The 12,238-nt window shown below is 24.6% G+C and carries 19 protein-coding genes; 9 read left to right on the forward strand and 10 right to left on the reverse strand.

Features of this window, described 5'->3' with window-relative positions; genetic code table 11:
* The coding region (locus PF569_05495) for a hypothetical protein (GenBank protein MDA3855690.1) at nucleotides 1-219 on the reverse strand (219 nt) is incomplete at its 3' end.
* Nucleotides 220-300: 81 nt separating this feature from the next.
* Here PF569_05495 and PF569_05500 point away from each other — a divergent pair.
* Both PF569_05500 and PF569_05505 read left to right on the forward strand, forming a co-directional pair.
* Nucleotides 301-498 carry a hypothetical protein gene (locus PF569_05500; GenBank protein ID MDA3855691.1) on the forward strand — a complete coding sequence of 66 codons (198 nt, stop codon included), beginning with the start codon at nucleotides 301-303 and terminating at the stop codon, nucleotides 496-498.
* Nucleotides 452-1,255: a sugar phosphate isomerase/epimerase gene (locus PF569_05505; GenBank protein MDA3855692.1), complete on the forward strand. Its 804-nt coding sequence runs from the start codon at nucleotides 452-454 to the stop codon at nucleotides 1,253-1,255. The genes PF569_05500 and PF569_05505 overlap by 47 nt, the downstream gene beginning before the upstream one ends.
* Nucleotides 1,256-1,404: 149 nt before the next feature.
* Here the strand turns inward: PF569_05505 and PF569_05510 are convergent, their stop codons facing one another.
* The 4 genes from PF569_05510 to PF569_05525 all read right to left on the reverse strand — a co-directional run bounded on the left by PF569_05510 (nucleotide 1,405) and on the right by PF569_05525 (nucleotide 3,687).
* A complete protein-coding gene (locus PF569_05510) occupies nucleotides 1,405-1,725 on the reverse strand; it encodes a hypothetical protein (GenBank protein ID MDA3855693.1) in 321 nt (106 codons plus the stop codon).
* Nucleotides 1,677-1,865 (reverse strand): hypothetical protein, encoded by a 189-nt coding sequence (locus tag PF569_05515; GenBank protein ID MDA3855694.1) that lies wholly within the window; start codon nucleotides 1,863-1,865, stop codon nucleotides 1,677-1,679. The genes PF569_05510 and PF569_05515 overlap by 49 nt, the downstream gene beginning before the upstream one ends.
* Before the next feature lie 81 nt (nucleotides 1,866-1,946).
* Nucleotides 1,947-2,462, reverse strand: a complete 516-nt coding sequence (locus tag PF569_05520; protein MDA3855695.1) for a hypothetical protein — start codon at nucleotides 2,460-2,462, stop codon at nucleotides 1,947-1,949.
* A gap of 4 nt (nucleotides 2,463-2,466) precedes the next feature.
* Nucleotides 2,467-3,687: a hypothetical protein gene (locus PF569_05525; protein MDA3855696.1), complete on the reverse strand. Its 1,221-nt coding sequence runs from the start codon at nucleotides 3,685-3,687 to the stop codon at nucleotides 2,467-2,469.
* A gap of 189 nt (nucleotides 3,688-3,876) precedes the next feature.
* On the opposite strand from PF569_05525, the gene PF569_05530 reads away from it, so the two are divergent.
* From PF569_05530 to PF569_05555, 6 genes are all read left to right on the forward strand, one after another.
* On the forward strand, nucleotides 3,877-4,074 hold the full coding sequence (locus PF569_05530; protein ID MDA3855697.1) for a hypothetical protein: 198 nt from the start codon (nucleotides 3,877-3,879) through the stop codon (nucleotides 4,072-4,074).
* A 17-nt stretch (nucleotides 4,075-4,091) separates the two neighbouring features.
* Nucleotides 4,092-4,667, forward strand: coding sequence for a hypothetical protein (locus PF569_05535; protein MDA3855698.1), 576 nt, complete (start codon nucleotides 4,092-4,094; stop codon nucleotides 4,665-4,667).
* 89 nt (nucleotides 4,668-4,756) lie between these two features.
* Complete coding sequence (locus PF569_05540; protein ID MDA3855699.1) at nucleotides 4,757-5,365, forward strand: hypothetical protein; 609 nt, start codon at nucleotides 4,757-4,759, stop codon at nucleotides 5,363-5,365.
* Nucleotides 5,366-5,431: 66 nt separating this feature from the next.
* The gene (locus PF569_05545; protein MDA3855700.1) at nucleotides 5,432-6,157 is read left to right on the forward strand and encodes a pseudouridine synthase; all 726 of its coding nucleotides are present in this window, start codon (nucleotides 5,432-5,434) and stop codon (nucleotides 6,155-6,157) included.
* Between the two features lie 75 nt (nucleotides 6,158-6,232).
* The gene (locus PF569_05550) at nucleotides 6,233-7,885 is read left to right on the forward strand and encodes a DUF2339 domain-containing protein (GenBank protein MDA3855701.1); all 1,653 of its coding nucleotides are present in this window, start codon (nucleotides 6,233-6,235) and stop codon (nucleotides 7,883-7,885) included.
* Entirely contained in the window at nucleotides 7,869-8,990 is a 1,122-nt protein-coding gene (locus tag PF569_05555) for a thrombospondin type 3 repeat-containing protein (GenBank protein ID MDA3855702.1), read from the forward strand. The genes PF569_05550 and PF569_05555 overlap by 17 nt, the downstream gene beginning before the upstream one ends.
* Before the next feature lie 7 nt (nucleotides 8,991-8,997).
* Here the strand turns inward: PF569_05555 and PF569_05560 are convergent, their stop codons facing one another.
* A complete protein-coding gene (locus PF569_05560; GenBank protein ID MDA3855703.1) occupies nucleotides 8,998-9,405 on the reverse strand; it encodes an NUDIX hydrolase in 408 nt (135 codons plus the stop codon).
* Between the two features lie 105 nt (nucleotides 9,406-9,510).
* Here PF569_05560 and PF569_05565 point away from each other — a divergent pair, with 105 nt between their 5' ends.
* A complete protein-coding gene (locus PF569_05565; protein ID MDA3855704.1) occupies nucleotides 9,511-9,819 on the forward strand; it encodes a hypothetical protein in 309 nt (102 codons plus the stop codon).
* Between the two features lie 24 nt (nucleotides 9,820-9,843).
* On the opposite strand, the gene PF569_05570 is transcribed toward PF569_05565, so the two are convergent.
* From PF569_05570 to PF569_05585, 4 genes are all read right to left on the reverse strand, one after another.
* Nucleotides 9,844-9,978 (reverse strand): hypothetical protein, encoded by a 135-nt coding sequence (locus PF569_05570; protein ID MDA3855705.1) that lies wholly within the window; start codon nucleotides 9,976-9,978, stop codon nucleotides 9,844-9,846.
* 417 nt (nucleotides 9,979-10,395) lie between these two features.
* A complete protein-coding gene (locus PF569_05575; GenBank protein ID MDA3855706.1) occupies nucleotides 10,396-10,719 on the reverse strand; it encodes a hypothetical protein in 324 nt (107 codons plus the stop codon).
* Nucleotides 10,720-10,814: 95 nt separating this feature from the next.
* Nucleotides 10,815-11,234 carry a hypothetical protein gene (locus PF569_05580; protein ID MDA3855707.1) on the reverse strand — a complete coding sequence of 140 codons (420 nt, stop codon included), beginning with the start codon at nucleotides 11,232-11,234 and terminating at the stop codon, nucleotides 10,815-10,817.
* Nucleotides 11,235-11,304: 70 nt separating this feature from the next.
* Entirely contained in the window at nucleotides 11,305-12,123 is an 819-nt protein-coding gene (locus PF569_05585; protein MDA3855708.1) for a stage II sporulation protein M, read from the reverse strand.
* Nucleotides 12,124-12,238 lie beyond the last annotated feature (115 nt).

Here is a 12,238-nt window from a genome sequence, read left to right on the forward strand (position 1 = left end):
CCATTGGGATTCTTCAAATTCCCCGCAAAAAATCACAAGTGATTTTTGTGAACGAAAATAAAGAAGAACAGCACTTAATCTTTGAGCTGTTGTGAATTGCTTATTGCCTTTATGATTTGAATATTTAGGTAAATCCAAACTTAAAATGATCTTATTTAATTCTTGACGAAAAGAATTCTCGTGAGGAATTATTTGTTTTTGTACAAGTTTACGAATCATAATAATTAAAGAAATTTGAACTTTATAAATCTACTTCGGATAAAGCCAATATTAGATTTATTTTATAAGATAAATGATGATTTGTATAAATTTGTAGTTCAGCAAAAATATCTTACTAAAGAGGAATTTGATACAATAATTCATAATATTGAGAATAAATTAAAAACGGAAGATTTTTATAATAACAACATTAATGAATATATTGTAGACTCCCATAGAGATAGAATAAAAAATGTTAAAGATATCTGTAATGAACAATCCACACGAAAAAATAAATGATGAATTAATTTTTTTAAATTCATTAAATTTAGATGGACTAGAGTTAACATTAGAACCATCTGAATGGTATTTAGATAAAGTAAACTTAGATTTAATGGATAAGTTTGATATTGGCCATACTAGATGTGATTTAGAGTTTGCATCAACTGACAAAGAAGTTAGATTAGATGCTATAGATGAATATAAAATATGTTTAGATAAGTTTTATGAATTAGGAATTGAGTTAGTTAATTTTCATCCACATTATAATAAAGATATAACTAAAGAAGATTCACAACAATTCAATTTAGACGCTTTAAGAATTATAACTAAGTATGCAAAAACTAAGAATATTAAAATTATGATTGAGAATCAATACCCATTTGAGAATTCAAATGAGATGAGTAAAGTATTTGATAAAATAAAAGATATTTATCTCTTATTTGATATTGCTCATGCATATTATATGAATGAAGATGGAGATTTAGCAATAGTAGATTTTTTAGATAAATATTCTAATAAAATAAAACATATTCATCTCTCAGATAACGATGGAGAAGATGATGATCACTATTTTATTGGGTATGGAAGTATAAATTTTAAGAGATATATTCCAATGATAAATGAAATTTTTTCTAAAGATGAAATATTTTTATCTCTTGAAGCATTTATTGTTAAAATTAATGAAGAAGGAGATTGGGAGATAGTTGAAAAGGATGATAGAAAGAAATTAACAATAGAATCTATAAATAGGATTAGAGATTTAATTCCTAAGTAAGTTATTATATCTTTAAATGAAATAGTATATTAAAAAATAATTTGATTATGAAATTTTTGATAGTAATTTCTTAGCAGAAATGGTTTTATTTCTATCTGAAAGTTTTGAGATTTGATTATAATTTATTAGTTATTACTACTTTACAATCATTAGAACTTATCTATTTCAACATGTGTGTCAAATAAATATCTTCTACAAATTAATTTGTTTTCATCCTGTTTAGTTAATTCTCTGAAACCAAAATAAACATCTGCACCTATTTCTTGTCTATAAAAGAATTTAGCATTTATAATTTCATCAATGTTTACATTTAAATTTTTTTCATCTAATACTTTTTTAACATCATCTTTAGTATATAGTTTGCCGTCAGATTCATGTACTTCATCTTTTATAGATATACCAACTTTACTTACTATATTAGTTATATTATATTCAAAACAATAAATATCTCTCTTTCTTGATAAATACATTTACCTAAATAAGTGCAATCTAATTTTTCTATATAATCTTTAGAATCTGTTAAAAGTCCAGATTTGGTAATATATTCTTTATTACAAGGTTTAGTTAAATTTGGATACTCTTCAATTATTGTTTCTAAAACTTGATTCATAATAAGTATTCTCAAATTTAATTAATAAATTTATCTATATTCAAGCATTTTTTTCTTTTGATTAATTTAGATTTTCATATATTATTCTTTTTTAAATAAAATATATATTGCATTTTTTTCAGTTATAGAACCATCAAAATTAGGAGTACATACATTTTCATCTTGTCTTGGAGATATAATTAATGTATAATCTTCATTAATTTGTGTATTTGGACAATTAGAACAATCTTCAAATATATCTCTATTAATAGAATAGGATGAATCTGATTCTTTTAGTATAATTCCATCATAAATTGGTTTATTTTCAGGGTCTCTTATTTGAAAATATAAATCTTCTATCTCCTCAGAATTAGTTTTAATAACTCCTGCAGGATATGAGTTTAAAGTTAAAATTGTTGAATTTAAAGTATAAGATAATGTTTTTGACAAATCTTCTACAGTTTGACATTCTGCTAATTGTGATGATGGATATACAGTATTAGTGGAATCACTACCTCCTCCACCGCCACCACAACTGTTTAACATAAATAAACTTAATCCTGTCAATAAACTTTTGCTTGAAATTCTACATATTCTTTCTAAATTTATTTTTTTCATCTTACTATAGCACCTCGTTAATATTTAATTTATACACTTGAACTTCTAAATTCAAATCTGACTCAATATTAACTTTTTCAATAATTAAACTTAAATCTTCTAAAATTAGATTTGATTGAGAGTAATTTTGATTAGGAATAAAATTAAATTCAGATAAAGGAACAATTTTATTATTTTCTCCTGCTGGTAAATAAATCTTATTTGATAAAAATCTGTTAGTTCTTGAATCTTTAGTATATAGTATTAAATTAATATCATAATTTGAATTTAAACCAATATTTACTTCATATTCTAAATCTTCACTAAATCGAATTTCGATACCTTTAGGTGTCAAATTTTGAGTATAAGAATTCAAACCTTTTTCTAAGGAAATCTGATATACGGGATTTGAATTTATAATATCAACTTGAAAATTTTCACTTTCAAGACTCATATCATCTAATATTTCTACATTAGTTGAATCCCAATTCAATATCTCTATTAATGTTTTTTCTAATGAGGTAGGAGGTGATGATCCTGCTACAGGAGTTGAGAATTTATCAGTTACATATGTACTTGTAGTATAATTTCCTTCAGAATCACTAAGAACTGCTATGAAAGTATTTAGTCCTGAATTTAAGTTATCTGTTGAAATTTGAGCAACATAATTACTTGTCTCTTCAAGATTATTTTCATCGACTACTTTTAAACCATTTAGAATAACTTCAAGAGATTGTGGATTTGTATTTTCTTTGACTGTACTAATACTACTTGTCAAAACTTGTATATTGGAAGAATCTTGATAATCAATTTCTAAGGTTATAAAATCTGAAGAGCTCAAATACATATTAAAAGAAGTAATGATTGGTGAATTGGATGTATTAGTATCAATAGGTGGACTAAATACAATATTAGACATTAAAGAATAATTATTATCTTTATATGCTTTAACTCCAAAATAATATCCTTGGTTATCATTTAGACCACTTAACTTAAATCCTAATTGGTCGCCTAATTTTATGCCTGAAATTCCTTCATTTGCACCAATACCACTTTCTAAATTATCGTGAGAAGTTCCATAATAAACACTATATCCATCAATGAATGAAGGACTATTGTCCCAACTTAAAATAACATCTTTAGCTTGAGAAGAAAATGGAATTAATAAACTATTTGCAAATAATATTGAACTTACTATAATTTTTTTGGATTTATTGATTCTATTACTCAAATTGACCAAACTCATAAGTAGTTAAATTAAAGTAAATTTATAAACCTTATCTAATGAAAAATATAATAAATATATATTTTATACTAAATATTTAAGTTTAAATTTTAATATTGGTTATATGATTGCAAATTGTTTAGTTATCAAAAAATAAATTTTTACTTATATTTATAAGTTATCAAAATATAGTCATATAGGTGATGAAATATGAAAGATAAAATATGTAAATCTAGTTTTAGTCAGTGCGGTTGTGGAGGATTCTCTTATTTTTTAGGATTTATAGGTGCAATTGTATATTATATTTCTAATGCTACAGGTTTTTGGATAGGAGTTTTAGGATTTTTGAAAGCTTTAGTCTGGCCAGCATTTTTAGTATTTGAATTACTTAAATTTTTAGGTATTTAGAAGTGTCATAATAAAAGATGGAATACAATAAAGAAAATGTTGAGAATTTTATTATTGGATTTAATAAAATAGCAAAAAATTTTTTTAATATTGAAATAGTTGATGAAATATCAAAGAAAGGGATGCTTTGTTTTGAAATAAAACAAAATTCAAGAAAATATATTGGAACAGATATGGATTTTACAAGAGATATACAAAGATTTGGTAAAAATCAAAAAATAATTTTAATTAAAAATATTTTAGAAAAAATAATAGAGTTAAAGGATGATATTGAAGTTCTTGAATGTATTACCGAAGAGAAAATTTTAGCTGAAAAATTTCATTCAAGGGTTATGAAACCCTATGATTTACACTTCAAATTAGAGGACAATCCTGATTGTAAAATTTTATTTTCAAATATAACATTTAAAAAACATCTAATTATTTTTGATAAGGAAAATATTATGATAGATTTAATACTTGATGTAAATAATAATGAAAATATTTTAAGTGTAAATATTGGAGCTAATATTTGTATTGAAGATATTAATGAAATAAAGATATATAAATTGGAGAATTATATCCCAAGTGATCTAAAAAAATTATTTGTTTAGATAATTAACTTGTATCTTCAATTACAATATAATATTTTTTACAATTTACCCCAGGATTTATAATGAAAATATAATTTATCAATTGTATAATGTTTCAAATTGACAAGATAATTGTTGGCAGAAAACCAAAACATGACTTCAAAAATATACTTTCTGAGGTTGAATTATTGGCTAATATATTAAATATGTCACAAATACCTTGGCAATTAGTTGGTGGATTAGGGACTGCTTTAAATTATGGGTCACTATATCGAAATCACCATGATATTGATATTGAAGTGGATATTAAACAACTTCCTGAACTAACTAAATACATGAAGAAACAAAATTATGAACTTTGCTTAGGATTACCAACTAGAGGAAGAAGGTTTTTACCATTTAAATCATATTGTAAAATCTCTCCTGAACAATGTAATTTAGGTAGACATTCTTTATATTTAGTCAATCCAAACTCAAAATATTCATACCTTAAAGCTATAGATTTAATGACAAAAGACACTCAAGATGAGATTACTACTTGGGAATTATTGCATAGTAAAATTCAATATGATGGTAATTTAAAAGGAAAAATTGTTAAAATAGGTTCTCAAAATGTGGAACTTAGAAACCCTATTGTACATAAACTAATACTTGAAGAAACAAGAAAAAAACTTAAAAATAATAATATGGAAAGAATACTATTAGATTGTTCATATTAATAATTAGTATTTTGATTATTTATTTTAACTACATTTATAATCTAACATGCATTAATATTTCTAAGAATGGAAGAAAAAATCAGAGTACAAAAATTTATTGCATTATCAGGACTTTGTTCTAGAAGAAATGCTGAGGATTTAATTAAAGAAGGAAAAGTTAAGGTTAATGGTGAAGTAATCTCAATTGGTGATCAATGTTTGAAGACTGATAAGATTGAAGTTAATGATGAAGTTATCTCCTTTGATTTGGATGATTTAGTATATATTGTTATGAATAAGAGTTCAGGTTATGTTACAACTAATGCTGATGAGTTTGGAAGAGAGACTATATATGATTTTTTAGATGAAAAGGATAAGAAAGATAATTTATTCTCAGTTGGAAGATTGGATATGGATACTTCAGGACTTTTGATTTTAACTAATGATGGACATTTTGCGCAAAGTATTATTCATCCTTCACAAGATATTGCTAAGGAGTATATTGTACAAACTGAGAAAGAGCTTAGAATTGAAGATCAAAAGAAATTAGAAGAAGGAGTTATGCTTGATGAGTATAGATTAAAACCACTTCAAATTAGAAGAATTGGTCCAAATAAATATATTGCTAGAATTTATGAAGGTAGAAAGAGACAGATTAGAAGAATGTTTGAACTATTAGATTATGAAGTAACCAATTTACATAGAATTAGTATTGGAGGTTTAGATTTGAAAGAAATGAATTTAGAGTTTAAACAGTACGCTTTTGTAACAAAGAAATTCTTACAAGATAAAATATTTGTAAAATATTCTTAATTCTTAATTAAATAACTGCTTTATTTTTAAACAAAAATATATAAATACTTTTTGTTGTAGGTTTTTGTGGATAAGATGAATAGAGTTCTAGAAATTCTAGAAAATCAAGAAAAGAGGATTCAAAATATTGAAAAAAATTTAAATATTGAACCTTTAGAAAATACTCAAGTTGAGGCTCAACCCTCAGCACATGAGAATGAAGTTATATTAGAAAAACCGAAACAATATAAATCTAATTTACCTAATTTTAGTTTTAATCAAGTAATCTCTTTTATTGGAATTTTAGGAATTATTATTGGATGCATATCATTTTTCTTTTATGCAGTTGCTAAGGATTGGATTGGTCCTACTGCTCAAGTTATGATTGGTGTTATTTTAGGTTTAATATTATTTGTATTAGCATTTAGTTTGGAAGAGAGAAATAGAGAATGGTCTTTGATTGTATTTGGAGGTTCATTTTTTATAGAGTTTTTGTCAATTTTTGTAGGAGTTATAGTATATAAAGTTATACCTGAGATTATAGGATTTATTGTTTTACTATTATTTACTGCAGTTGCAATAGCTTTGAGTATTAAGTTTAATTCTAAAATAATTGCTTATTACTCTTTAATTGGAGGTTATTTGATTCCAATTATTACTAATACTCATTCTGAAATAATTTTTATGATTATGTATGTTTTATTATTAAATGTTTCTCTTTTAGTTTTATCATCTAGATATAATTGGGTAGATTTAAGATTTACATCTTTTATTATTTTGTGGGTATATATTGTCTCTTCATTTAGTATATATAGATTAGAGTCAATTGGATTTGCTTTATTCTTTTTGATATCTGTATTCTTAATAAATAATATAATGCCTTTAGTATATTCTGTATTAAAGAAAGAGGAAATAAATGCACTAGATTCAATAATCTTTAATGTGAATTTATTGTTCTTTGCTCCTATGTTATACACTTTATTGAAGAAATTTTATAATATTGGAATGATAGAATTTGGTTTTGTAATTCTTTTAGTTGCATTTTTATACTTAGTTGAAATATTAGTACTAAAGATTAAATTAAGTTCTAAAGTTTATATGCCAACGCTGTATTCAATTTTATCTGGAGCTGTGATTACTTTGAATCTTGGAATATTTTTAGTATTGAATACTATTAATGAAGATTTTTTCATGGTGTTGTTTTTAATTCAATGGATATTTTTCGCATATATGTCTAAATTTGTAGAAGAGTCAGAGTTTTATAATATTGTATCTAATATATTCTTAGCTTTAATTGCTATTTGGTATTTATTCGTTTTAAGATTTGATGAAGGATTATTACATGCAACTTTATTCCTATTTGTATTGTTAGCAATAATTCCTGGATTTTTATTTTTGATTAAACAAGATATTAATAAGAGAATTAATAGTGGATTATTGGCAATTTCGATATTTTTAATATTGTTATCAGTTTCAAAGTATATGATGTTTTTTATAGACTCTGAAGCTTTTTATAATATTGTACTTTCAGTGATGTGGTTAGTTTATACTTTAATTGGTATTATTAAGTTTGATAAAATAAAAGAAGCAAAAATATTATTTATGGTGCTTTTAGGAATAACTGTTCTTAAGATTGCATTTGTTGATTTATTATTTTTAGAAGGAGCATTTAGAATAATTGGATTTATTGTATTTGGTATTTTATTATTAATTGGTAGCTATTTTATGAAAAATGAAAAAAGTAATTAAATTTTTTATTTTTATTGTGTTTTTAATTTTTTTATTGAATCCAGTTTTTTCAGCAGGAACTGTATTATTTGAAGAATACGAATATGTAATAAAGATAACTCCTAATTGTGAGGAATATAGAGGCTATTTGGCAGTCGAATTACCTGAGGAGTACAATCTTATTCAAAATGATTTAAAATATACTCCTAAATCGTATATGGATGCTGAAGAGTATTTCATTCTTCCAAGTGTTAATCAAGAATATTATGAATTATTGAGTAATTGGTATGTTAAAACTATTGATGATTTTCAAATTCAAGATGTTGAATTAATATATGATGGAAATACTAATTCAGATCTTGTAATTCAAGATAAGGATTCAATTGTACTGGATTTCTTAAATCCTGATGTTAAAAAATTAAATAAAATTACTGTTTATGCTAAAGATTCTCAACTTGAAGATTTAACAGTTAAAATTGATGGTAATATTATTCCTATAATAATTACTAAGAATGCTTTCTTAACAGAAATTTATTTAGATAAAGATTACTTGAGTAATAATGTGGAGATAGAATTGAAATTTGATGAATTGGTTAAAATTAATGAGATTAAATTTTATAATCAAAATGTGAAAGAGGTAAAGTCAATGCTTTATTTTTTCAATAAAGAACAATGCTCTAATACTTACAATTTTTATTTTGGAAAATATGGTGTTGATTATAATAAGAGGTATGCGAGTGCTCAATATATTCCTGTAGATTTTGAGATAGAAATTGATACTAATAAAAATACTTTATACAATAATGATTTTGATAATGATTCTAAATTGAATGAAGATGATAATTGTTTGATTGTTTCAAATGAAGATCAAAAGGATATCAATTTTAATGATATTGGTGATGCTTGTGAAGATTTTGATTCAGATAGAGTTTTAAATTTCGAAGATAATTGTATTGAGATTTCAAATAGGAATCAAATGGATAGTGATGATGATAAAATAGGTGATGCTTGTGATGATGATGATGGTAGATATCTGGAGAGTAATAATGGAGTTCTATATTTATTATTGATATTTGTTGTTTTACTATTCGTTGGTATGGCCTATTTAATTCTTAAGAAAAAATAATAATTTTTTATTTTTTAAATTCTTTTAATAAATTAATTACGATTTTATTTTCATCAAATGCGTATTCTAGAGATAATAGTTCTTGATTTAAATCAAACCATTTAAATTCACTATATTTTCTTGAATCTAGTTTTATCTCTCCTTGAATATTACCAGTTAAATACTGAGATTTGATTACTGCAATTTTCACTCTACTTTCAGTTTTTTTGAATTCTTTGAAGTTGGATACAGTGCATTTCATTTGAGCTTTAATAATTCTAATGATTGCTTGATTGTTACTTTCTTCAGGTTTAACTAATTCACCAGGAAAAGACCATTTTCCTTTATTTTTATCATTTGATACTTTTTTAACTAAACAAATTTGAGTTTTTTCTATGTTTAATGGAATTAAACTTACTGTTCTAATTATTTTCATCTAATAAAGATTAGGGGTAAGTATTTTTAAAACTTGAGGTTTATTGATAAAAGAAGAATTTATATTAGAAAGATTTATATATTCTTTTTATTCAAATAAATTATAATGGATTTTGAAAATTTTGAAATTAAAAAATATGTATTAACTGCAGTTAAAAAAGAACAGAACTCATCTGCAAGAATGAGAGATAATGATGAGAGGGAAAGAGATATTCTTTATTTTAGCTTGCCTAGAACAGGCATATTAAAGCCTAAGGTAGAGTTTAGGATGACTTTATCAGTTGGAGAAGACTATAAAGAGTTAGGTTTTAAGATAAAAGGCGAAGTATACTGTATTGAAGATAGCAATTCACCTTTAAGTCAATGGGCAATTTATGATGCTTTGACTGGAAAATTTCTAAAAAGAGTTTCATAAATATTTATTTCTAAAAATTTAAAATTAATTTTGAGGTTTGTGTTTTCTGAAACAATCTCTACAATAAACTGGTCTTCCTTGAGTTGGTTTGAAAGGTACATCACATTCAATTTCACAATCCGCACATTTAACTTTAAAGGATTCTTTTCTTTCTGTCATTTCTCTGTCACCTGAATTGGATCTTTGAGGTCTTGTACTTCTATTGAAACTTCCTCCTCTGTAGTCTTGATTAGGTCTTTTTCCTGTATTTGAACCGCCTTCTCTGTTGTATCCGCCTCCTGTACTTGGTCTGCTTGAGTTGGAACTTCCTTCTCTATTTGGAGTACTTGGTCTAGGAGAACTACCTCTTCTGAAAGTGTTTTCTCTATTAGGACTATTTCCTGAACTAGGTCTGCTTCCTCTGTTAGAATCATTCCCTCTATTTGAGCTTTCTTCCCTATTAGAACTACTTGTTCTCTCTGAACTATTGTTGTTATCTTTATTGTAACTTCTGTTGTTTCTTTCGCTCATTTTTTAATATGTTTTATTCTAGAAATAAGATTTGATTTTAATTTATAAACTAGATTGTTTTTTGCATTACATTACAAATTTTTTTATTTTTTCAAAAATGCTCTCAAGTAAGTCATAGACTTTGAATTCTTTAGAAAAATTATCACCAGAGACTATCATATCTTTTTTTATTTTTTTTAAAAATATTATTTCTTCGTCCAAAGCTGATTTAAAAGATTCTAAATCATTATTCTTGTAGAGTAAATGAATAGGTTCATAGCTTCCTTCTTTTGCATAATCTAAAGAATTTTCTAATAAATACTCAAAGATAATTGGAATCATTGACTCATTCATTCTAAAATTACTATATCTAGTTAGATTAGCTATTTGTTCTTTGGTTATATTTACCATTATATTATTAAACTTGAATTGTTAAGATATAAAGTTTTCTAATTAATATTAAAAATAAAATTAAAAATAAAATTAAAAATATTAAATTCAATCCTTTAAGCAGTTATTTTACCATAATCTTTAAGCCATCCAGTAATTGTTGCTGTTACTATTATTATTAAAATTGAAACTAATAATAATGGGTCTGAATAATATGATGCAATGTTTGCTGAAGATCCATTAAATATATATATGTTTATTATTGTCAAATCTAATATTATTCCAACAATTATAATTGTCAAACCAAGTTTGAATCCTTCTTTTGTAGATGGAGTTGTAGATTTTTTTTTGAAATACCAAAGTGAGAATATTATTACTAATATTATAGATATTAACATTGCCAGTACCCAAATTCTAATTGGAATAACTGTTCGTATGTTTAAGTCAATATCAAAAAGGATTGCAATAATTGTACCTATTATAAATGACACTATGTATGTCAAAATACTAATTCCTATAGCCCTTTTAATTTTCATGGGTGTAACTATGGAATCTATAATTTATAAGGTTAATTATGAGAAAAAGAGGTTAAATTGTGGTTTATTATTATAAAACTTCAAGAGTTGCTGCAATGAATATAAATGTTATTCCAATTATTATTAGATATGATAAGTCTAAAAATAATCTTTTGTTTACAATTTTTTTGAATGTGTTACGCCTATCCTTTTTTATATCTTTTGAAGAGTCTTTATTTTTTAGTGTGTAGTTTTTACTTTTGTATGCAAGGTTTAGTCTATGAGCTAAGATTCCTCCTGCAAGGCCAATGAATATATATCCTCCTATTTCTAATAAACCATGTGCAAGGATTGTTAGTCCTGTAAATAATGCTTGTTTGTATGAGCTAAATGTGAATAAATAGTATGCAACTATTGATGCGTTCCATACTAGTACAAAAATTAGTCCTGAAAATACTATGAAACTTATTATGAATGTGAAGAGTGCAACTTTCAAATTATTAGTAAATATTGTTATGAAGTCTAAAGTAGTTTGGGTTATCATTCCTGATGTACTTGATATGAATGATTCTTCATATGTGAAATCATTTGTTAGACCAGTTGAATTTAGGATGTAGAATCCTATAATTGCGCCAATAAATATTGACCAAAATACAACTAATTCTTTGTTGTATCTTTTGAAAATATTTTTTTTATTTTGAAATTCATCGATTGTGTCTCGGTCTATTTTTTTTATATAAGAAATTAATGGATAAGATAATGCTAATGAGACTAATGAAACTAATAAAAATGAAATTTGTCCTAAAAAATAATTTAGCATTCCTAGAGTTATAGTTATAATTATTGTGATAAATGAGATTTTTAAAAAATTATTTTCTTTTTCTGAATCGAAAAGTATTTCTTCTAACATAGAGTTTATTGGAATGTGAATTTATATAAAGTTTTGTTTTATTCTTTTGAGAAATTGATCTTTTTTAGATTAAATGATTTTTATATGTGCAATTAGACTAATTAAGGGCTTCATC

This window comes from Candidatus Woesearchaeota archaeon (assembly GCA_027858315.1).
GTDB lineage: Archaea > Nanobdellota > Nanobdellia > Woesearchaeales > UBA583 > UBA583.

Bases quoted from the DNA above. Each gene is read 5' to 3' on its own strand.
- PF569_05530 (MDA3855697.1), top strand. From the start codon at position 3,877: ATGAAAGATAAAATATGTAAATCTAGTTTTAGTCAGTGCGGTTGTGGA.
- PF569_05515 (MDA3855694.1), bottom strand. From the start codon at position 1,865: ATGAATCAAGTTTTAGAAACAATAATTGAAGAGTATCCAAATTTAACT.
- PF569_05540 (MDA3855699.1), top strand. From the start codon at position 4,757: ATGTTTCAAATTGACAAGATAATTGTTGGCAGAAAACCAAAACATGAC.
- PF569_05545 (MDA3855700.1), top strand. From the start codon at position 5,432: ATGGAAGAAAAAATCAGAGTACAAAAATTTATTGCATTATCAGGACTT.
- PF569_05560 (MDA3855703.1), bottom strand. From the start codon at position 9,405: ATGAAAATAATTAGAACAGTAAGTTTAATTCCATTAAACATAGAAAAA.
- PF569_05550 (MDA3855701.1), top strand. From the start codon at position 6,233: ATGAATAGAGTTCTAGAAATTCTAGAAAATCAAGAAAAGAGGATTCAA.
- PF569_05535 (MDA3855698.1), top strand. From the start codon at position 4,092: ATGGAATACAATAAAGAAAATGTTGAGAATTTTATTATTGGATTTAAT.
- PF569_05520 (MDA3855695.1), bottom strand. From the start codon at position 2,462: ATGAAAAAAATAAATTTAGAAAGAATATGTAGAATTTCAAGCAAAAGT.
- PF569_05510 (MDA3855693.1), bottom strand. From the start codon at position 1,725: ATGTATTTATCAAGAAAGAGAGATATTTATTGTTTTGAATATAATATA.
- PF569_05525 (MDA3855696.1), bottom strand. From the start codon at position 3,687: ATGAGTTTGGTCAATTTGAGTAATAGAATCAATAAATCCAAAAAAATT.
- PF569_05505 (MDA3855692.1), top strand. From the start codon at position 452: ATGTTAAAGATATCTGTAATGAACAATCCACACGAAAAAATAAATGAT.
- PF569_05555 (MDA3855702.1), top strand. From the start codon at position 7,869: ATGAAAAAAGTAATTAAATTTTTTATTTTTATTGTGTTTTTAATTTTT.
- PF569_05585 (MDA3855708.1), bottom strand. From the start codon at position 12,123: ATGTTAGAAGAAATACTTTTCGATTCAGAAAAAGAAAATAATTTTTTA.
- PF569_05575 (MDA3855706.1), bottom strand. From the start codon at position 10,719: ATGGTAAATATAACCAAAGAACAAATAGCTAATCTAACTAGATATAGT.
- PF569_05565 (MDA3855704.1), top strand. From the start codon at position 9,511: ATGGATTTTGAAAATTTTGAAATTAAAAAATATGTATTAACTGCAGTT.
- PF569_05580 (MDA3855707.1), bottom strand. From the start codon at position 11,234: ATGAAAATTAAAAGGGCTATAGGAATTAGTATTTTGACATACATAGTG.
- PF569_05570 (MDA3855705.1), bottom strand. From the start codon at position 9,978: ATGACAGAAAGAAAAGAATCCTTTAAAGTTAAATGTGCGGATTGTGAA.